Genomic DNA, 19,844 nt, shown 5'->3' on the forward strand with positions numbered 1-19,844 from the left:
ATCGGTCACAGCACGCCGTGCATCCGCGCCTCGTCCGTCGCGATCTCGGGGTGGTGCAGGTCGAACGCCGGGGACTCGCTGCGGATCCGCGGCAGGGTGAGGAAGTTGTGCCGCGGCGGCGGGCAGGAGGTGGCCCACTCCAGCGAACGGCCGTAGCCCCACGGGTCGTCCGTGCCGACCTGCCTGCCGTACCTGGACGTGTGCCACACGTTGTAGAGGAACGGCAGCATCGACAGACCGAGCAGGAACGAACCGATCGTCGAGACGGTGTTCAGTGCGGTGAAGCCGTCGGTCGCCAGATAGTCGGCGTACCGGCGCGGCATGCCCCCGGCGCCCAGCCAGTGCTGGACCAGGAAGGTCCCGTGGAAGCCGACGAACAGCGTCCAGAAGGTGATCTTGCCGAGGCGTTCGTCCAGCATCTTGCCGGTGAACTTCGGCCACCAGAAGTGGAATCCGGCGAACATCGCGAAGACCACGGTGCCGAAGACCACGTAGTGGAAGTGGGCCACCACGAAGTACGAGTCGGAGACGTGGAAGTCCATCGGCGGCGACGCGAGGATGACCCCGGTCAGACCGCCGAACAGGAAGGTCACGAGAAAGCCCGCCGACCAGAGCATGGGCGTCTCGAAGGAGAGCGAGCCCTTCCACATGGTGCCGATCCAGTTGAAGAACTTCACCCCGGTCGGCACCGAGATCAGGAAGCTCATGAAGGAGAAGAACGGCAGCAGCACGGCGCCGGTGACGTACATGTGGTGCGCCCACACGGTCAGCGACAGCCCGGCGATCGCGATGGTCGCGCCGATCAGACCCATGTACCCGAACATCGGCTTGCGGGCGAAGACCGGGATGATCTCGGAGATGACGCCGAAGAACGGCAGCGCGATGATGTACACCTCGGGGTGGCCGAAGAACCAGAAGAGGTGCTGCCACAGCAGTGGCCCGCCGTTGGCCGCCTCGAAGACGTGGGCGCCGAACTTGCGGTCGGCCTCCAGCACCAGCAGCGCGCCCGCCAGGACCGGGAAGGCGAGCAGCACCAGGAAGGCGGTCAGCAGCACGTTCCAGCAGAAGATCGGCATGCGGAACATGGTCATGCCGGGGGCGCGCATGCAGACGATGGTGGTGATGAAGTTGACCGAGCCGAGGATGGTGCCGAAACCGGACAGCGCCAGACCCATGATCCACAGGTCGGCGCCGACGCTCGGTGAGCGGATCACGTCCGAGAGCGGGGAGTACGCGAACCAACCGAAGTCCGCCGCGCCCTGCGGGGTGAGGAAGCCGGCGACCGCGATCAGCCCGCCGAACAGGTAGAGCCAGTAGGCGAACGCGTTCAGCCGGGGGAAGGCCACGTCCGGCGCGCCGATCTGCAACGGCATGATCCAGTTCGCGAAACCGGCGAACAGCGGCGTCGCGAACAGCAGCAGCATGATCGTGCCGTGCATGGTGAACGCCTGGTTGAACTGCTCCTTGGAGACGATCTGTAGTCCCGGCCTTGCCAGTTCGGCGCGCATCACCAGCGCCATCACACCGGCGGACAGGAAGAACGCGAACGACGTCAGCAGATACAGCGTGCCGATCGTCTTGTGGTCGGTGGTCGTCAGCCACTTCACCACGACGCTGCCGGGGCTGCTGCGCCGGACCGGCAGTTCACTGCCGTAGACGCTGACCGGTCCGCTCGGTTGGTTCAGAATGCTCAAGGCTCTGTGCTCCTGGCACGGGATCCGCGCCCGCTCCGCGACGTCGTCTGTCACCGGGCATCCTGGTGGAACGGAGACAGGGCTGATACGCCGAGCGGCCGACATACGGCCGTTCGCGTGACACTCGTACGCGAATGGAGCAGTCCCGGCGTCCGGCCGACCCCGCGCCGCGGACGCCTGTCGCCCGCCGATGCCCGCTCGACACGGCCGGGCCGTGCGCCGGTCGGGGGCAGCCGGGCGCGGGCCGGGGGCAGCGGGCCGCCCGTCGGGGTCAACGGGTCGCGGCCGGGCGGCCCCCGGGCACCGACGTCCTGGGTCGGACCGGCCGGGTCCGGGACGGCGGTCGCCTCCGTCGTCGCCCGCCCGTCCGGGCCGGTTGTCCGTCCGACCGGTCGTCCGTCCGGGGCGGCCGTGGCGTCCGCGGGCCGCGCACAGTACGGTCACCGGGCACGACGCGAGACGCTGGGAGGGGCACATCCCATGAGCCGGAATCCGGACGAGGCCGCACGCATCGAGGACGCGGCGCTCACCCGCGCCGCACAGGCGGGTGACGTCACGGCCCTGGGACTGCTGCTGGAGCGGCACAGGGCGGGCATGCGCGCGGTGGCGCTGAGCATCCTGGGACCGGGACCCGACGTCGACGACGTGGTCCAGGACGCGGCCGTGACCGCGCTGCGGCGCGTGGGCGACGTCCGGGAGCCCGGCGCGGTCGGCGCCTGGCTGCGGATGATCGTGCGCAACGCCGCCCGCTCCCTGCTGCGCGGCTCCGCCTCCCTCGCCGTCCGGCCGCTCGACGCGCTGGACCTGCCCGCCACGGACGCCGGTCCGGAGCGGCTGCTGGAGCGGCACACGATGCGCGACTGGATCTGGGAGGCCATCGAGGAACTGACCCCCGCCCTGCGCCTGCCACTGGTGCTGCGCCACTTCAGCACCATCGTCACGTCCTACGAGCAGATAGCCGAGGTCTGCGGGGTACCGGTCGGCACCGTCCGCAGCCGGCTCAGCCAGGGGCGGGCCAAGCTCGCCACGGCCCTCGCCGCCACGGCGGACGCCCCGCACGGCGACACCGCGAAGCGCACCCGGGCCACCCGGGCCGAGGCGCACGAGACGCTGGCCGCCGCCGAACGCGGAACCTTCGGCACCCTGCTCGCCGAGCGCTGGTCCCCCGAGGTCGCCCTGGTACGGGGGAACGACCCGGTGGGCGGCCACGGCCTGCTGGTGCGATCCATGGACAGCGACGTCGAGGCCGGGGTGCGCCAGCGGCTCGTGCACGCCGTCGCCGGCCGGTCGCTGGTGGTCTGGGAGATGGACATCAGCAACCCCGCCGACCGGCCCGAGCACTGTCCGCCCGCGGTGGCCTGGCTGATGACCCTGGACCCCGCCGGCCGCGTGCACCGGTTGCGCCTGTTCCACCCCAAGCCCTACCGGGCCACCAGCCCACTCCTTCCGGTGTGACCGCCCTCACACGATCCGCGTCGAACTTCGTCGTGACGCCCGCGTCCTGTCGGTGTTTCGCACACCTGTGGATACGGAGATCCCATGGTCATCTCGCCGACCCCGCCCGCCCCCGCACCGGGCGCCTCCCCCTCGCCGGCCCGTCCACCGGCCGTCGGTACGCACACCGTCGAGATCGACGGAGTCGAACAGCGGTATCACGTGCACGGCACCGGACCGGTGTGCGTCGCGCACCCCGGCGGACCGGGCATCTTCTGGGAGTACCTGCGGATGCCCGCACTGGAGCGGCACCTGACCATGGTCTACCCGGAGCCGATCGGCAGCGGTGACTCCGGCCGGCTCGCCTCCCACCCGCACGGCTACACCCGGGCCCGCTACAGCCGGTACCTCGGTGCGCTGATCGAGCACCTGGGCGTCGCGAAGGTGCATCTGATGGGTCACTCGCACGGCGGCTTCGTCGCCCAATACCACGCACTGCACCGCCCCGAGCAGTTGGCCGGGATGGTCCTCTACGACAGCGCGCCGGTCACCGGTGCCGAACACGACGCCGAGACCGTGCGCCAACTGGAGTCGTTCGCCGCGCGACACGGGAGCAATCCCGAACTCCCCGAGATCCTGGCGACTTTCCAAGCCCTTCCCGGCATCTCCGACGACGCGCGGATGACGGCCGTCCTCAAGGCGCTGTTCCCCGTGTACTTCGCCGACTACTGGGAGCGGCAGGAAGAGTTCGGCCCGCTGCGGGCCGGCCTCCGGGGCACGTACGTCTCCGGGCTGGACGAGAACCTTTCCCCGAAGGCCGTCGACGACCGTGCGGACCTGGGCGCACTCACCCTGCCGACCCTCGTCGTCGTCGGCCGGTACGACTTCATCTGCGGGGTGCGCTGGGGGGAGGAACTGCACCGGCTGATCCCCGGATCCGACCTGCTGATCCTGGAGAACAGCGGGCACTTCGCCCACATCGAGGAACCGGAAGCCTTCGCGCGGGCGGTCGTCCCCTTCGTGACGGGCACGGCCGGCGGCACGGCGTGACCACCCGGCCTCGCCCGTGCCGCCCGCGGCCCGGACCCCGAACACCCCCCCCGCCTGCACCACAGCGCCTGAACACCCCTGACAACCAGGCCATTTGAATGAAGCCCGGGGGAACGGCGCGAACTAGCCCGGTCCCCGGAAGATTTCCGGCAAACCCGACAAACAAGGAGCAATCACATGAGTACCGTGAAGAACGTCGTTCTCGTGCACGGCGGGTTCGTCGACGGTTCCGGCTGGCAGGGGGTGTACCGGCTGCTCACCCGCGACGGCTTCAAGGTCAGCGTCGTACAGAACCCGACCCACTCCCTCGAAGGCGACGTGGAGGTCACCCACCGGGTCCTCGACGCCCAGGACGGGCCGGCCGTGCTGGTCGGCCACTCCTACGGGGGAGCCGTGATCACCGAGGCCGGTCGGCACCGGGCGGTGGCCGGGCTCGTCTACGTCACGGCCTTCGCGCCGGACAAGGGCGAGTCCGTGGCCAGTCTGATAGCCCACCCGGCCCCGGGCGCGCCGGTCCCGCCGATCCTGCCGCCCCAGGACGGTTTCCTGTTCCTGGACCGGGAGAAGTTCCCGGCGTCCTTCGCGGCCGACGTGCCGCCCGAGGACGCACGGTTCATGGCCGACTCGCAGGTCCCCTGGGGTGTGGCGGCACTCGAAGGGGCGGTCACGGAGCCCGCCTGGCGGGCCAGGCCGAGCTGGTACCTCGTCGCGACCGACGACCGGATGATCCCGCCGCCGGCCCAGCGCACGATGGCCGGGCGGGCCGGAGCGAAGGTGCGTGAGACCGCCGGCAGCCACGCCGTCTACGTCTCCCGGCCGGAAACCGTGGTGGAGCTGATCAAGCTGGCCGCCGCCCACGGGCCGGCCCACCAGGCGTAGCCCGGACGCCGCGACAGCCCGCCCCGCTGGACGGGCTGTCCGCTTCGCCCTCCGCGAACCGACGCGCACCCGCCGACGGCGCCCCCGGCCCCCCGGGACCACCACCCCGGGACACTCCCGGGACCATCACTCCCAGGACCGACGCCCCGGTCCACGCTGTGCGACATCGACCGGGTCTTTCGCGCCGGCGCACAGCATTTTCGCCCGGACGCGCCACTCGCGCGCCGCGATCGTTCCGGCTGCCGGTCGCCGTGCCTGAACGGGTGGCCGGCACGATCGTACGACCGTGCCCGGGGGCGGCTCGCACGAGACGTACCAACGGGCGGCGGCCCCCCGTCGCCCGCGGCGGCCCGGGACTACGCGTCCGGCCGCCGCGGGGCGGGGGCGGCCCGGGTGTCGGCGGGGGCCGCCTGCGCCGGGCCGAGCGAACGTTCGGTGACCCGGGCGAGGTGGCGGGTGAACTCCTCGCGGGCGTCCGGGGTCAGGGTGCGCAGGGCGACCAGGGCGGTGATGACGACATCGCAGAGTTCGGCCTGTACGTCCTCCCAGGTGTGGGTGACGCCCTTGCGCGGGTTCTGCCCGGTCGCGCCGATCACCGCCTGGGCGACCTCGCCGACCTCCTCCGACAGTTTCAGCAGGCGCAGCAGGAGGGTCTGCGAGCCGTCGTGCGGGCCGTCGTGCGGGCCGTGCGCGTCCAGCCAGGCCCACAGCCCGTCGATGGCGGTCCAGAGGTCCGCGGACGCGGGTGCGGAGGTGTCCCGATCGGTCATGCACCGCAGCCTGCCACGGCCGGCGGCTACTGCTCGAACAGGGCCTCCTGTTCTCCCGCCGCCTCCTCCGCCGTCCGCCGCACCCGGCAGTTCCGGGCACCCACCACCGCCGCCGTGACCGCCGCGGTCACCCCGAGCGCCACCGGGACCATCCAGCCGCGGTTGAAGACGTCACCGAAGGCGCGGTCGAGGGAGAGCCGGCCGGGGCCCGCGACGGCGAGGCCGGCCGAGGCCAGGCCCAGGCTCGCCGCGAACTCGTAGCCGCCCTCCTGGGCGAAGAAGCCGTTGGGCGCGTGGACCGCCGACGCCCCCGCCATCGCGCCGGCCGCCGCCGCGCCCGCGGCCGGCGTGGCCAGGCCGAGCGCCAGCAGCGCACCGCCGCCCGCCTCCGCGAGGCCCGCCGCCGTCGCGCTCGCCCGGCCCGGTGCGTAGCCCATGGACTCCATGGCCTGGCCGGTGCCCGCGATGCCCGGCCCGCCGAACCAGCCGAACAGCTTCTGCGTCCCGTGCGCGGCCAGCACGCCGCCGGTACCCAGTCGGAGCAGCAGCAGGCCCAGATCACGTCGGTCGAAACAGGTCACGGTGACTCCCCGGTGCGGACAGGTCGACGGCCGGGACAGGGCTCCTGCCCCGGTGTCCACCGTCGCATTCGCGGGCGTCGGACAGCCCGTCCGGGCGGCCGTTCGGGTGGCGGGGCCCGGGGAGCGATGTGAATGTGGCTCGCATGGCGATCCAGACATCGAAACTCAGCGATCCGGCGGTCCGCGCCTTCGTCACCGCCGTCAACGCCCATGACCGCCGGGCCTTCATGGACATCCTCGCCCCGGACGCCACCATGTCCGACGACGGCGCCGACCGGGACCTCGACGAGTGGACCGACCGGGAGATCTTCTCCTCCAACGGCCACATGGAGATCGACAAGGAGTGCCGGGGCGGCCGCTCCCTCGTCACCCGGTACCGCAACGACGCGTGGGGCGAGATGCGGACCAGGTGGTCCTTCACCGTCGAGAACGGCAGGATCTCCCGCTTCGAGACGGGACAGGCATGACGTAGGCGGCGCGAGGGCTTGTGCTCGGGTGCGCTCCAACTCCTAGCGTCGTCCGGCATGGAGACCACGGGAACCACGAGGACGTCGGGGACCACAACGGCGTCGGGCACCACGAGGGCGTCGGGAACGTCGGGCACCACGAGGGCACCGGGGACCCTCACCAGGACACTGGGGCGCAGCGGCATCGAGGTGAGCGCCCTCGGCTTCGGCTGCTGGGCGATCGGCGGCGAGTGGACCGACGCCGCGGGGCAGCCGCTCGGCTGGGGCAAGGTCGACGACGACGAGTCCGTTCGGGCGATCCGGCGCGCCCTCGATCTCGGCGTCACCTTCTTCGACACCGCCGATGTCTACGGGGCCGGGCACAGCGAGCGGACACTCGGCCGTGCGCTCGGCAACCGCAGGGACGACGTCGTCATCGCCACCAAGTGGGGGAATGTCTTCGACGAACGCACCCGCACCCTCACCGGCAGCGACGACTCCCCGGCGCACGCCCGCCGCGCGCTCACCGCCTCACTGCGCCGCCTCGGCACCGACCACGTCGACCTCTACCAACTGCACCTGTCCGACGCCGACCCGGGCCGGGCGGCCGAACTGCGGGACCTGTGCGAGGAGTTCGTGGCCCAGGGACTCGTCCGCGCCTACGCCTGGAGCACCGACGACCCGGCCCGCGCCGCCCTCTTCGCCCAGGGCCCGCACTGCACGGCCGTCCAGCACACGCTCAATGTCTTCCACGACGCACCCGCACTCCTGACGCTGTGCGCGGAGTCGGACCTGGCGAGCGTCAACCGCAGCCCGCTGGCCATGGGGCTGCTGACCGGGAAGCGGCACGGACCGCCGGCCGCCGGGGACATCCGCAGCAGGCCGCCCGCCTGGCTGCCGGGCTTCGGCGACGGCTCAGGCGCCGACCCGCGGTGGCTCGCCCGCGTGGACGCGCTGCGCTCCGTCCTCACCAGCGACGGCCGTACGCCCGCCCAGGGTGCCCTCGCCTGGCTGTGGGCGCGCAGCCCGCGCACCGTGCCGATCCCCGGTTTCCGGACGGTCGCCCAGGCGGAGGAGAACGCCGGCGCCATCGTGAAGGGGCCGCTCACCGCCGGGCAACTGGCCGAGGTCGACCGGATCCTCGGCAGGTGAGCGTCCCGGCCGGGTCACCGCGTCCCGGCCGGGCCGTGACGGAGCGCCGCCGCGCCTGCGGCCACCCCGTGTCCGTGGCCGACCGCCGACTGTCGCCCGCCGACCGGCTGCCGTGTCCGTGCCCGCCCGCCGACCGCCGACCGGCTGTCGTGTCCGTGGCCGCCCGCCGAGCCGCCGCCGCGCCTGCGGCCGACCCCCCTGTGCCGCTGCCCGTGCCTGCGACCGGCCCCGTGCCGCCGCCGTGCCCGCGGCCGAACCCAGGGAGGAGCCTCCCTGGGCGGAGGATGTGTGAGGGCTGAGAAAGCACGGTGCCGGACTGGGATTTTCATAAAACAGCAAATTCCTGGCTCGATGCGGCTCCTCGGCCGCGGACGCCCCGTGGACTGCGTGTACGGTCCCTGGGATGCGCGAAAGTTCCCGGCTCACGCGGCGTGCCGCCCTCGGCCTCACGGCCGCCGCCCTTCCCCTGTCCGCCGCCGCCCCCGCGACCGCCGCGAGTCCGGCCGTGATCGGCGGTGAGCTGCTGGCCCGCTCCGGGGTGCAGGTCCGCGGGGCCTCTGGACTGCCCGCGAAGCTCACGGCACGTTCATGGCTGATCGCCGACCGTGAGAGCGGGGAGGTGCTCGCCGCGCACGACGCACACCGGCGGCTGGCGCCGGCGTCCACGCTGAAGATGCTGTTCGCGGACACCGTGCTGGGCAAGTTCGACCGCACCGACAGGCACAAGGTGACCGACGAGGACCTGGCCGGGATCCCGTCCGGTTCCAGCCTCGTCGGGATCAAGCCAGGGATCACCTACACCGTCGAGGAACTGTGGCAGGGCGTGTTCCTGCGCTCGGGCAACGACGCGGTGCACGTGCTGGCCCACATGAACGGCGGGGTGGCCAAGACGGTCGCCGAGATGCAGGCCAAGGCGCGGGACCTGCAAGCCCTGGACACCCGGGTGGTCAGCCCCGACGGCTTCGACCACGAGGGGCAGCTGTCGTCGGCGTACGATCTGACGGTCTTCGCCCGGCACGGGCTGAAGGACGCCGACTTCCGCGGCTACTGCGCCACCCGGACCGCCGACTTCCCGGCGGGCGGCAAGGAGACGTTCCAGATCCAGAACACCGACCGACTGCTCACGGGCGCGTGGGGTCTGGACCGGTACGAGGGTCTGATCGGGGTGAAGAACGGCTACACCAGCAACGCCGGCAACACCTTCACGGGCGCCGCGACCCGGGACGGGCGCACCCTGCTGGTCACCGTGATGCACCCGGCGGCCGGCAGCAACGCCGTGTACGAGGAGACGGCGGCACTCCTCGACTGGGGTTTCGGGAAGGGCGCCGCGGCGCAGCCGGTGGGCGTGCTGGTCGACCCGCTCAGCGAGGGCGGCGCGAAGGCGAGCCCGCAGCCGGCGCCGGGCGCCGCGGGCGCCGCGGGCGCGTCGGCGGCCGCGGCGACGTCGAAGGGCACCTCGTCCTGGCGTCTGCTGGAGGGCGCGGCCGGCACGGTCGCGCTGCTCGGCGCGGGCGTCTGGGCGCTGCGCCGCCGCAGGTCGGCGGCGTCCGCGCCCGCGGTTCAGGCGGCGGGGGCGGCGGGGGCCGAAGCGAACTCCGAGCCCGGGACCGGAACCGGAGCCGACCGGCGTCGTCCCCGGGCTCGGGCCCGGCACCGCAACTGAGCCGACCGGCGTCGTCCCCGGGCCAGGGCCCGGCACCGCAACCGAGTCGAGCGGTGCCGGGCGGCCGACGTCCGCGGCAGCCGTTCCACCCCCGGTGCGCACCTCGCGCCTGCGCGAGGTCCACCCCCACCCGGGCCCGGTGGAACGGCTGCCGCCCCTCCCCCCTCGATGTGGTCCGCGGAACTGCGTTGCCCCAAGTGTGAAGCTTCGATGGAGGAAAGTTGAGCACAGGTCCACTACCGGCCGCAATGGGCCGGAGAATCAAACTCCGTTCGCCCGCGCAGAGTTGACGGGGCGCGGGGCCGCTCAGCCCCGGCCCACGTACGGCATCGCCGTCGCCAGCACCGTCGCGAACTGCACGTTCGCCTCCAGCGGAAGCTCGGCCATGTGCCGCACGGTGCGGGCCACGTCGGCGGCGTCCATCACGGGTTCCGGGGCCACTTCCCCGTTCGCCTGCAACGCGCCCGTCTCCATCCGGAGCGTCATGTCGGTGGCCGCGTTGCCGATGTCGATCTGCCCGACCGCGATGCCGTGGGCCCGGCCGTCCAGGGACAGCGACTTGGTCAGGCCGGTCAGCGCGTGCTTGGTCGCGGTGTACGCGGCCGACTGCGGCCGGGGCGTGTGCGCCGAGATCGAGCCGTTGTTGATGATCCGGCCGCCACGGGGGTCCTGCCCCTTCATCTGCCGGTACGCCGCCTGCGCGCACAGGAACGCCCCGTTGAGGTTGGTGTCCACCACGTGCCGCCAGGCGTCGTAGGGCAGGTCCTCGACCGGGACGCCGCCGGGGCCGAAGGTGCCCGCGTTGTTGAACAGCAGGTCGACCCGCCCGAAGCGGTCCACCGTGGTCGCGAACAGCGCGGCCACGTCGTCCGGCCGGGACACGTCCGTGCGCACGGTGAGCGAGTCCTGCCCCGGCACCAGCGCCGCCGTCCCGGCGAGCCGCTCGGCCCGCCGCCCGGCGAGCACCACCGACCAGCCCGCGCGCAGCAGTTCCACGGCGACCGCCCGCCCGATGCCGGACCCGGCGCCGGTCACCACCGCGATCTTCGGATCCCTGTCAGTCATGGCTGAGCAGCGTAGGCGGCGGATCCGCTCCGCGGAATCCGGTGTCCGCCGGACGGCGGTCCCGGCCACGGGTTGCCCGACGGCCATGCGCTCGGACGGCCATGCGCTCGGACGGCCGCGGTCCCGGACGGCCGCGGGCTCAGACGGCGACGGCCTCCCCCGGATACCGCACGCCGACCCGCTCCCGGATCGTGTCCAGCGTGCGCATCACGGCGAGCGTGCCGGAGAGCGGGACCAGCGGGGACTCCCGCTCACCCGCCCGCAGCGCCCGCATCACCTCCGCCGCCTCGTGCCGCAACGTGTTCCGGGGGCCGTCGGCCGCGTCGAGGACGAACTCCTCGGGGTCGCGCCCGGCCCGGTGCAGCACGAACCGCTCCGGGTTGAAGAAGCCGTCCGGGATGTCGATCCGGCCCTGCGACCCGGTCACCGACGCCGCCACCGCCGTACCGCCGACGATCGAGCAGTGCACCGAGGCCAGCGCCCCGCCGTCCCAGGACAGCAGCGCGCCCGTCTGGAGGTCGACGCCCTCGGGGGACAGGACCGCGCGGGCGTCGAGCCCGGTCGGCTCGCCGAGCAGCAGGTGGGCGAACGAGACCGGGTAGACCCCGAGGTCCAGCAGCGCGCCGCCGCCCTGCGCCGGGTCACGCAGCCGGTGCGCGGGCGGGAAGGGACCCGAGAGGCCGAAGTCGGCCTGCACGGTGCGCACGTCGCCGATCGCCCCGTCGTCGACCAGCGCCTTGAGCCGCCGGACCAGCGGATTGCAGTACATCCACATCGCCTCCATCAGGAAGCGCCCGTGCTCGCGCGCCAGCGCGAGAAGTTCCCCGGCCTCGTGCGCGTTCAGGGTGAACGCCTTCTCGCACAGCACGTTCCGCCCGGCCGCCAGGCACAGGCCGGCCGCCGCCCGGTGCGCCGCGTGCGGGGTGGCGACATACACGACATCGATGTCCTCGTCCCGGGCCAGCGACTCCCAGTCGCCGTACGCCCGCGGGATCCCGAACCGCTCCGCGAACGCCCGCGCCGACTCCTCGGTCCGCGAGGCCACCGCCACGATCTCGGCGTCCGGCAGATCCACCAGGGCGGCCGCGAACGAGGCCGCGATACCGCCCGTGGCCAGGATGCCCCACCGTACGCTCCGCTCCGCCATTCGAGCCCGCCTCGCTCATGAGTACCTCGACAGTGTGTACGACCTGAGAGCATAGGTGCCGCTCGGCCGCGCGGACCGCGTGCACCGGCCGGCGGGGGAGAGCGTTGCCCGGACCGGGGACCGCTCGCCGATGCCGCAGGACAGCGCACCGGCACCCCGACCGCCGTCGTCCAACCGGCGGAAACGCGCTGGTGCCAGGGCCTGTTTCATGGGAACGTGCCCTCCCTGGAACGCACGCGCGAGTGCGGAGCACGGGGGCCGTCGTCCGCTCCGGCACGGCCGCGATCATGGGGGAGGACGACTGAACACGCCGAGACTGCGTGTCGGCACACCGGAACGGGCCGGGCTCGACCGCGCGGAACTCCAGCGTCTCGTCCAGGAGGCGCACGATCTCACCCGAGGGGCGCGGCCCTGGGCGGCGGGTGTCGTCGTGGTCGCCGGACGCGGGCCGGTGATCGCCGTACAGGAGGCGGCGGGCTGGGCGGTCCGCTACAGCGGGTACGACTCCGGGACGGACAGCGGTGTCGAACTGCCGCCCGGGGCCCGGGTGCCGATGACCGTCGACACCCCCTTCGACCTGGCCTCCCTCACCAAGCTGTTCACGTCCGTCGCGGTCGTGCAGCAGATCGAGCGGGGCACCCTCGACCTCGACGCACCGGTCTGCGTCCAACTGCCGGAGTTCCGGGCCGTGGCCCGGCACGGCGTCACGGTACGCCAACTGCTCACCCACACCTCCGGGCTGCGCCCCGAACTCCCGCTGTACGACTGCCCGGACGACCCGGCCCGGCTGGCGATGCTGCGCGCGGAGGCACCGACGGGACCGGCCGGGCAGTACCGCTACTCCGACCTGAACATGCTGCTGCTCCAGCTCCTGCTGGAGCGGATCACCGGGCGCCCCCTGGACGTTCTGGTCCACGAGGGCATCACCCGGCCGCTGGGGATGCGGGCCACTCGCTTCGGACCCTGCCCGGGCGCCGCGGCCACCGAGGACCAGCGCCGGCCCTGGGCCAAGGCGGACCGGGGGATGCTGCGGGGCGTGGTGCACGACGAGAACGCGTGGGCGCTGGGCGGGGTCGCGGGCCACGCGGGACTGTTCTCCACGGGCCGGGACCTGGCGGTCTTCTGCCGGGCGCTGCTGGCGGGCGGACAGTACGGTCCCGCGCGCATCCTCGGCCCGGACCTCACGCAACTGCTGCTGACCCCGCCGGGCCTGGGCTTCGCCGTCGACCAGCGGTGGTTCATGGGGGAGCTGGCGGGGCGCGGCGCGGCCGGGCACACCGGCTTCACGGGGACCTCACTGGTCCTGGACCCGGCCACCGACACCTTCCTGGTGCTGCTGGCGAACACCGTGCACCCGCGCCGGCGTGAACCGGACAGCACCCCACGGGCCCGCGCCGCGACCCATCTGGGCCGGGCGATACGCCGTATCCCCGCCGCGGACTGAGCCCCGCGGGGCGGGGGGCCGCCTGTCCCGCGGGGCGGGCGCGGTCCGGCCGGGGACCGCCTGCCCCGCGGGACCGGGGAAGGCGCGGTCCGGCCGGGCGGCCGAGTGGTCCGTGCGGCCCGGCCCACGTCCAGGTCACGGGGACGACGGAGGCCCCACCGCGTGGCGCGAGACGACGCGCGTACGACAGCGGCTCCCGGTCCGCCGTGCCGGAGCGGCCCCCCGGGCCTCCGGCCCCCCGGCCCCTTTCGGGCTCACGCGGCTCGGACCCCGGGACCGGGTTCGTACAATCGGCGGGTGACACAGCCCGCGCAGCCCGTGCAACCCGTACGTCCCGCCGAACGGCTCCGGGCCGCGCTCGCCGGTCTGCTCGACGGACTGCCGCCGTCGCAGGCCGGACCGGCCGTGGAGCGGCTGATCGCCCACTATCGCGGGGCCACCCCGACCCACGCGCCGATCCTGCGGGACCGCGCCGACGTCGCCGCGTACGCCGCGTACCGGATGCCCGCGACCTTCGCGGCGGCGCGGGCCGCGCTCGGCGCGTTCGCGGACGCCGTGCCCGGCTGGGCGCCGGACGGCCACACCGACCTCGGCGGCGGCACCGGCGCCGCGACCTGGGCGGTCGGCGCCACCTGGGCGGGCACCCGGCCGGTGACCGTGCTGGACTGGGCCCAGCCCGCGCTCGACCTCGGCCGGGAGATCGCCGCGGCCGACCCGGCGCTGCACGGCGCCCGGTGGCTGCGGGCCCGGATCGGCGCGGCCCTCACCCTCGACCCCGTCGACCTCGTCACCGTCTCCTACGTCCTCAACGAACTGTCCGTGCCCGACCGCGCCGCCCTCGTCGACGCCGCCGCGGCCGCCGCGCAGAACGTCGTGATCATCGAGGCCGGCACCCCCGACGGCTACGCCCGCGTCATCGAGGCCCGGGACCGGCTCATCGGCGCCGGGTTCCGTGTCGCCGCGCCCTGCCCGCACAGCGCCGCCTGCCCCATCGTGCCCGGCACGGACTGGTGCCACTTCTCGGCCCGGGTCAGCCGTTCCTCCCTGCACCGGCAGGTCAAGGGCGGCTCGCTGCCGTACGAGGACGAGAAGTTCAGCTACGTCGCCGCCACCCGCCGCCCGGCCGGACCGGCGCCCGCCCGCGTGGTCCGGCGTCCGCAGATCCGCAAGGGACAGGTCCTGCTCGACCTGTGCGAGAGCGGTGAGCGGCTGGTCCGTACGACGGTCACCAAACGCCACGGCGAGCTGTACAAGGCGGCCAGGGACGCCGACTGGGGAGACCCCTGGCCGCCGTCCGGGCCGTGAGGCCATGGGCTAGCTTCACCCCATGCCCAACAAGCCCGTCCCCGACACCACCCGCCGCAGCGAGCGGTCGCGCCGCGCGATCTACGCCGCCGCCCTCGCGCTCGTCGCCGAGGTCGGGTACCCGAAGACCACCGTCGAGGCGATCGCCGCCCGTGCCGGGGTCGGCAAGCAGACCATCTACCGGTGGTGGCCGGCCAAGGCGGACGTACTCCTTGAGGCATTCCTCGACCTGGCCGAGCAGTCCGCCCGGGAGCTGGGCCAGGCGCCGTACACCATCCCGGACAGCGGAGACCTCGCCGCCGACCTCAGGGCGGTGCTGCGGGCCACCGTCGACGAACTGCTCGACCCCCGGTTCGAGGCCCCCTCCCGCGCCCTCGCCGCCGAGGGCGTGGTCAACGAGCAACTGGGCCGCGAATTCGTCGCCAAACTGCTCGAACCACAGCTCCAGCTGTACGTCGACCGGCTGCGCTCCGCCCAGGACGCGGGGGCGGTACGGGCCGACGTGGACCCGCGCGTCGCCCTGGAACTGTTCGTGTCGCCGCTGGCCCAGCGCTGGCTTCAGCACACCGGACCGATCTCCCACGCGTACACCGACACCCTGGTCGACTACGCCCTGAACGGGCTCGCCCCGCGCTGACCGGGACCGCCCGGACGGGGGCCGCGGTCCCCCGCGGCGCGGGATGGTGGGACGATGAGGGGAGTTGTCCGCACACCAGCGAGGGCGAGGCGATAGATGAGCGGGACGTTCGGCGGCCGGACCGGCCGGCAGGGCAAACTCTCCCAGTGGCTGCGGGGCCGCCGCCCGCCACAGACCGCCGGCGAAGGCGGCCGTGAGGAACTGCTGCTGGCCGCCGCCCAAGCCGGACTGCCCCTCGCGCCCGCCGCGCACCCCGCCCCCGGCTACCGCTGTTCCTGCGACCGGGTCGGCTGTCCCACCCCCGCCCGGCACCCGGTGTCGTTCGCCTGGCAGACGCAGTCCACCACCGACCGCGCCCAGATCGAGCGCTGGGTGCGCAACCAGCCGCAGGCCAACTTCATCACCGCGACCGGCATGGTGCACGACGTCCTCGACGTGCCGCTGGCGGCCGGGCGGTACGCGCTGCGGCGGCTGCTCGACTCCGGCGTCGAGACCGGCCCGGTCGCCGAGAGCGACGACGGCCGCATGCTGTTCTTCACCCTCACCCGCGGCACCCCCGAGGACGAGGACGAGTGGTGGCCGTGCGAGCTGGACTGCCACCCCGAGACCATGGACGAGCACCCCGGCCTGCGCTGGCACTGCCGCGGCTCGTACGTGCTGGTGCCGCCCGCCCGGCTGCCCGGCGACGACGACCAGCGGGTGCGCTGGGTACGCGGCCCGGAGCATCCGCTGCCCGACCCGCTCAGCCTCCTGGAAGCCCTCACCGACGCCTGCGCCCGCCACGCGGGCGAGGAGAACGACCACGCGGCGACGGCCTGGCCGCTGCGCCGCTGAGCCGCCACGCCGCCCGACCCGTCGTGACCGGCGGCCGTCGTGACCGGCGGCCGACGTGGTCCGGTGGCGCCGGGGTCCGGTGGCGCCGTGGGCCTACTCCCCGAGGGCCGAGGTCAGCCCCTGGACCCGGCCCACCACCTCGACCTTCGCGCTCCCGGAGCCCCGCTTCGGGTCGAGTACGGCCTCGTTGGAGACGAACTCCAGCGTCAGCGACTGCTTGACCTCGCCCTTCGTCAGGGCCTGCACGTCCGCGTTCTGGGTCGGCACCGAGGTGCCCGTGGCGGCGGTCTGCTTCTCGTAGTGCCGGGTGCTGAAGAACACCAGCGCGCCGCCGTCGGCCGTGCGCAGCGCGAGCGGCGCGTAGTCGCCGCCGGTCAGCGGCTTGTCGATGTACTGCCGGACCAGGCCCGGACGGCTGGCCTCCTTGGTGCGGGCCGCCCGCCAGCCACTGGTGTACACACCGTCCGCGAAGCCGGAGCCGCCGCCCTTCAGGTACGTCGTGTACTTCTCGCTCAGCTCCGTGGGCGGGACCGACAGGTCCGCCGAACCGGCCGGGACGGCCTCGGCCCAGCCGTCCGCGTCCAGCTTGAACTCGGGCACGTCGTCGGGGGCGACCAGCGTCAGATACGCCACCTGGAACGGCTCGCCCACATCGCTCCGGGTGAAGACGAACAGCCAGCGGCTGCTGCCGCCCTTGTTCGCGGCGGTGTCCGCGACGAACCAGCGGGGCCAGCCCGCCTTCTTCGGGATGGTGAACCTGGCGTCCGACAGCTTCAGCGGCGCGTGCGCGGGGTTGCCGTCCGGGCTGTTGATGTGCCCGGCCTTGAGCCGGGCCCCGTCGATGTCGGCGAGCGCGCCGGTCACGTGGCCGGCGTCCAGGGAGCGGTCGAACGCCTTGTCGGCCGCGTTGTACGCGGCCGTGAACTCCTCCAGCGCCGTCGCCGCCTCCGCCTTGGTGGTGGCGGGCAGCACCTCGCGTTCGCCGTGCACCACCACGCAGCCGCTCGCCGTCAGCGACAGAGCGGTCAGCGAGGCCGCTATGAGTGCGTTCCGGCCACGTCGGCGAAGCCCGCGCGGGCCGCGTTTCCTGGTCATGAGGTGCCGTCACCTTCCCCTTCCCGGAGCCGAACCCTACCGGGACCGGAAGGCGGCCGGGTGCCGGGTGCCGTCGCCGCGCCCGCACCGTGACCTCGGAGCCGACGGCCGCGGCACAGCCGGGTGTACGGGCTCGTTCGCGGGCCGGGGACCCGGGCCGGGAATCCGGGCCGAGGACCGGGCTGAGGACCAGCTCGGACACCCGGCATGTCGCCGCTCGGGTTCCGGGCCCGCCGTCGCTCGGGTTCCGGGCCTGCCGTCGCTCGGGTTCCGGGCCTGCCGTCGCTCGGGTTCCGGGCCCGCCGTCGCTCGGGTTCCGGGCCCGCCGTCGCTCGGGTTCCCGGCCTGCCATCTCTCGGGTTCCCGGCCCGCCGTCGCTCGGGTTCCCCGCCCGTCGGGAGCCGGGTTCTCGCCCGTCGGGACGCCTGCCGGAAGCCGGGGTCGCGTCGGCGTCCCGCGCCGTCAGACCTTGTCGCGCACCGTCGTCGAAGCGGGCTGCGCGCGGCTCCCCCGGGCACGGAGGCCGGACGGCGCGAAGAACAGGGCGAGCGTCGGGACCAGGTACACCAGCCACACCGTGACCTGCACGACGGTCGGGTCGGGCTGGAAGTTGAGGACGCCCTTGAGCAGCGTGCCGTACCAGCTGTCCGGCGGGATCGTGTCGCTGATGTCGAAGGCCAGGTTCCCGATGCCCGGGACCCAGTTGGCCTCCTGGAGGTCGTGGACGCCGTACGCGAGCACGCCCGCCGCGACCACCACGAGCATGCCGCCGGTCCAGGTGAAGAACCGGGCCAGGTTGATCTTCAGGGCGCCCCGGTAGAACAGCCAGCCCAGCAGGACCGCGGTGGCCAGGCCCAGGGCGACGCCGATCAGCGGGCGCGGGGTGCCGTCGCTCGCCGCGTGCACCGACGCCCACACGAACAGCGCGGTCTCCAGGCCCTCGCGGCCCACCGCGAGGAAAGCCGTGGCGACCAGCGCGCCGGTGCCCACGGCCAGCGCCGTGTCCAGCCGGCCGTGCAGTTCGGACCTCAGGTTCCGGGCGGTGCGCCGCATCCAGAAGACCATCCAGGTCACCAGGCCCACCGCGACGACCGACAGCGAACCGCCGAGCGCCTCCTGCGCCTCGAACGTCAGCTCCTGCGAGCCGAATTCGAGCGCGCAGCCGAAGCCCATGGCGATGGCGACCGCGATGCCGATGCCGGTCCAGATCGGCTTCAGCGCGTCCCGGCGGCCGGTCTTGACCAGATAGGCGATCAGGATGCAGACGACGAGGCTGGCCTCCAGCCCCTCCCGCAGACCGATCAGATAGTTGGAGAACACGGGCTACGCCTCCTCGGTCAGCAGCGTCCGGCCCCACCAGTCGTCCGCGTCCCGGACGCCGGGCGGGATCGCGAACACGGCCGAACCCACGTGCTGGATGTACTCGTTGAGTGCGTCCGACGCCGCCAGTCGGCGCTGGAGCGGAATGAACCCCGTACGGGGATCGCGCTGGTACGCGAGGAAGAACAGGCCCGCGTCCAGCCGGCCGAGCCCGTCCGTGCCGTCCGTGAAGGAGTAGCCCCGGCGCAGGACGGTGATCCCGTCGTTGGAGTCGGGGTGGGCCAGCCGGACGTGCGCGGTGGGCTTCATCGCCTTCAGGAACGGCTCGTCGTGCTCCTTCGGCTTGCCGACCGGCGCGCCCTCGCCCTTGTCCCGGCCGAAGACGTCCTCCTGTTCCTGCAAGGCCGTGCGGTCCCAGATCTCGATGTTCATGCGGATGCGCCGGGCGACGAGGTACGACCCGCCGGTCATCCACGCCGGCCCGTCGCCGTCCCCGACCCAGACGAACCGGTCGAGGCGGTCCGTCTCGGTGCCCGCGATGTTGCGGGTGCCGTCCTTGAACCCGAAGAGGTTGCGCGGGGTCTGGGCGCCCGGAGTCGTCGACGACGTCTTGCCGAAACCGAGCTGGGACCAGCGCACGGCGACCTTGCCGAAGCCGATGCGGGCCAGGTTGCGGATGGCGTGCACGGCGACCTGCGGATCGTCGGCGCACGCCTGGACGCACAGGTCGCCGCCGGTACGGGCCGCGTCGAGGTTGTCGCCGGGGAACTTCGGCAGGTCGACGAGGGCCGCGGGCCGCCGGCCGGCCAGCCCGAACCGTTCGAAGAAGGACGGCCCGAAGCCGACGGTCAGCGTCAGCCGGGACGGTTTCAGGCCCAGCGCCTCTCCGGTGTCGTCCGGCGGCGCCTCGGCCGGCCCGCCGTACGCGCCCTCGCCGATCGCCTTGCCCTCGGTCATCCGGCGGGCGGCGGCCGTCCAGTCCTTGAGGAGCTGGACCAACGCGGCCCGGTCGTCGGTCTTCACGTCGAACGCGGCGAAGTGCAGCCGGTCCTGCACTGGCGTGGCGATGCCCGCCTGGTGGGCGCCGTGGAAGCCGACCGCGGTGCCCGCGTCGGCGGCGGGGTCCGTGTCCTCGCCGGTACGGGCCGCCGCGACCGCGCCACCGGCCGCGGCGGCGCCGAGGGCGAGCCCGGCACCGCCCCAGCCGATCAGCGCGCGCCGCGAGGGGCTGCCGCCCGGCCGGCCCTCGGCGTGCGTGGGGCCGCCGTCGGGCCGGCCCTCGGAGTGTGCGGGAGCGTCGGCCCGCCCGGTCTCGGTCATGCCCGCAC

General features: G+C 73.7%; 18 protein-coding genes. 10 read left to right on the plus strand and 8 right to left on the minus strand.

What is annotated here, in order from left to right; all coding sequences use genetic code 11:
- Positions 1-5: 5 nt before the first annotated feature.
- Positions 6-1,694: a cytochrome c oxidase subunit I gene (ctaD, locus tag ACFC09_RS11930; RefSeq protein WP_376526141.1), complete on the minus strand. Its 1,689-nt coding sequence runs from the start codon at positions 1,692-1,694 to the stop codon at positions 6-8.
- 480 nt (positions 1,695-2,174) lie between these two features.
- Here ctaD and ACFC09_RS11935 point away from each other — a divergent pair, with 480 nt between their 5' ends.
- The 3 genes from ACFC09_RS11935 to ACFC09_RS11945 all read left to right on the plus strand — a co-directional run bounded on the left by ACFC09_RS11935 (position 2,175) and on the right by ACFC09_RS11945 (position 5,057).
- Entirely contained in the window at positions 2,175-3,149 is a 975-nt protein-coding gene (locus ACFC09_RS11935; RefSeq protein ID WP_376526143.1) for an RNA polymerase sigma factor, read from the plus strand.
- Positions 3,150-3,233: 84 nt separating this feature from the next.
- Positions 3,234-4,178, plus strand: a complete 945-nt coding sequence (locus ACFC09_RS11940; RefSeq protein ID WP_376526145.1) for an alpha/beta fold hydrolase — start codon at positions 3,234-3,236, stop codon at positions 4,176-4,178.
- Positions 4,179-4,355: 177 nt separating this feature from the next.
- Positions 4,356-5,057 (plus strand): alpha/beta hydrolase, encoded by a 702-nt coding sequence (locus ACFC09_RS11945; protein ID WP_376526146.1) that lies wholly within the window; start codon positions 4,356-4,358, stop codon positions 5,055-5,057.
- A gap of 356 nt (positions 5,058-5,413) precedes the next feature.
- Here ACFC09_RS11945 and ACFC09_RS11950 read toward each other — a convergent pair whose 3' ends face one another.
- Positions 5,414-5,827: a MazG-like family protein gene (locus ACFC09_RS11950; protein ID WP_376526147.1), complete on the minus strand. Its 414-nt coding sequence runs from the start codon at positions 5,825-5,827 to the stop codon at positions 5,414-5,416.
- A gap of 26 nt (positions 5,828-5,853) precedes the next feature.
- Positions 5,854-6,408 carry a DoxX family protein gene (locus ACFC09_RS11955; RefSeq protein WP_376526148.1) on the minus strand — a complete coding sequence of 185 codons (555 nt, stop codon included), beginning with the start codon at positions 6,406-6,408 and terminating at the stop codon, positions 5,854-5,856.
- Between the two features lie 143 nt (positions 6,409-6,551).
- Here ACFC09_RS11955 and ACFC09_RS11960 point away from each other — a divergent pair, with 143 nt between their 5' ends.
- From ACFC09_RS11960 to ACFC09_RS11970, 3 genes are all read left to right on the plus strand, one after another.
- A complete protein-coding gene (locus tag ACFC09_RS11960) occupies positions 6,552-6,875 on the plus strand; it encodes a nuclear transport factor 2 family protein (protein ID WP_376526150.1) in 324 nt (107 codons plus the stop codon).
- A 57-nt stretch (positions 6,876-6,932) separates the two neighbouring features.
- Positions 6,933-8,006, plus strand: coding sequence for an aldo/keto reductase (locus ACFC09_RS11965; RefSeq protein ID WP_376526152.1), 1,074 nt, complete (start codon positions 6,933-6,935; stop codon positions 8,004-8,006).
- A gap of 403 nt (positions 8,007-8,409) precedes the next feature.
- Positions 8,410-9,669: a D-alanyl-D-alanine carboxypeptidase family protein gene (locus tag ACFC09_RS11970; RefSeq protein ID WP_376526154.1), complete on the plus strand. Its 1,260-nt coding sequence runs from the start codon at positions 8,410-8,412 to the stop codon at positions 9,667-9,669.
- A gap of 306 nt (positions 9,670-9,975) precedes the next feature.
- Here the strand turns inward: ACFC09_RS11970 and ACFC09_RS11975 are convergent, their stop codons facing one another.
- Both ACFC09_RS11975 and ACFC09_RS11980 read right to left on the minus strand, forming a co-directional pair.
- Entirely contained in the window at positions 9,976-10,734 is a 759-nt protein-coding gene (locus ACFC09_RS11975; RefSeq protein ID WP_376526156.1) for an SDR family oxidoreductase, read from the minus strand.
- 139 nt (positions 10,735-10,873) lie between these two features.
- Positions 10,874-11,881 carry a Gfo/Idh/MocA family protein gene (locus tag ACFC09_RS11980; protein ID WP_376526157.1) on the minus strand — a complete coding sequence of 336 codons (1,008 nt, stop codon included), beginning with the start codon at positions 11,879-11,881 and terminating at the stop codon, positions 10,874-10,876.
- A 430-nt stretch (positions 11,882-12,311) separates the two neighbouring features.
- Here ACFC09_RS11980 and ACFC09_RS11985 point away from each other — a divergent pair, with 430 nt between their 5' ends.
- The 4 genes from ACFC09_RS11985 to ACFC09_RS12000 all read left to right on the plus strand — a co-directional run bounded on the left by ACFC09_RS11985 (position 12,312) and on the right by ACFC09_RS12000 (position 16,101).
- On the plus strand, positions 12,312-13,325 hold the full coding sequence (locus tag ACFC09_RS11985; protein WP_376526158.1) for a serine hydrolase domain-containing protein: 1,014 nt from the start codon (positions 12,312-12,314) through the stop codon (positions 13,323-13,325).
- Between the two features lie 297 nt (positions 13,326-13,622).
- Entirely contained in the window at positions 13,623-14,630 is a 1,008-nt protein-coding gene (locus tag ACFC09_RS11990) for a small ribosomal subunit Rsm22 family protein (protein ID WP_376526159.1), read from the plus strand.
- A 22-nt stretch (positions 14,631-14,652) separates the two neighbouring features.
- Positions 14,653-15,267 carry a TetR/AcrR family transcriptional regulator gene (locus tag ACFC09_RS11995; RefSeq protein ID WP_376526161.1) on the plus strand — a complete coding sequence of 205 codons (615 nt, stop codon included), beginning with the start codon at positions 14,653-14,655 and terminating at the stop codon, positions 15,265-15,267.
- Between the two features lie 96 nt (positions 15,268-15,363).
- Entirely contained in the window at positions 15,364-16,101 is a 738-nt protein-coding gene (locus ACFC09_RS12000) for a bifunctional DNA primase/polymerase (protein ID WP_376526163.1), read from the plus strand.
- Between the two features lie 93 nt (positions 16,102-16,194).
- On the opposite strand, the gene ACFC09_RS12005 is transcribed toward ACFC09_RS12000, so the two are convergent.
- The 3 genes from ACFC09_RS12005 to efeB all read right to left on the minus strand — a co-directional run bounded on the left by ACFC09_RS12005 (position 16,195) and on the right by efeB (position 19,836).
- Complete coding sequence (locus ACFC09_RS12005) at positions 16,195-17,196, minus strand: hypothetical protein (protein WP_376526164.1); 1,002 nt, start codon at positions 17,194-17,196, stop codon at positions 16,195-16,197.
- A gap of 462 nt (positions 17,197-17,658) precedes the next feature.
- Positions 17,659-18,516: an iron uptake transporter permease EfeU gene (efeU, locus tag ACFC09_RS12010; RefSeq protein ID WP_376526166.1), complete on the minus strand. Its 858-nt coding sequence runs from the start codon at positions 18,514-18,516 to the stop codon at positions 17,659-17,661.
- Between the two features lie 3 nt (positions 18,517-18,519).
- Entirely contained in the window at positions 18,520-19,836 is a 1,317-nt protein-coding gene (gene efeB / locus ACFC09_RS12015; protein WP_376526168.1) for an iron uptake transporter deferrochelatase/peroxidase subunit, read from the minus strand.
- Between the last annotated feature and the right edge of the window lie 8 nt (positions 19,837-19,844).

The organism is Streptomyces sp. NPDC056161, assembly GCF_042268025.1.
Classification (GTDB): domain Bacteria; phylum Actinomycetota; class Actinomycetes; order Streptomycetales; family Streptomycetaceae; genus Streptomyces.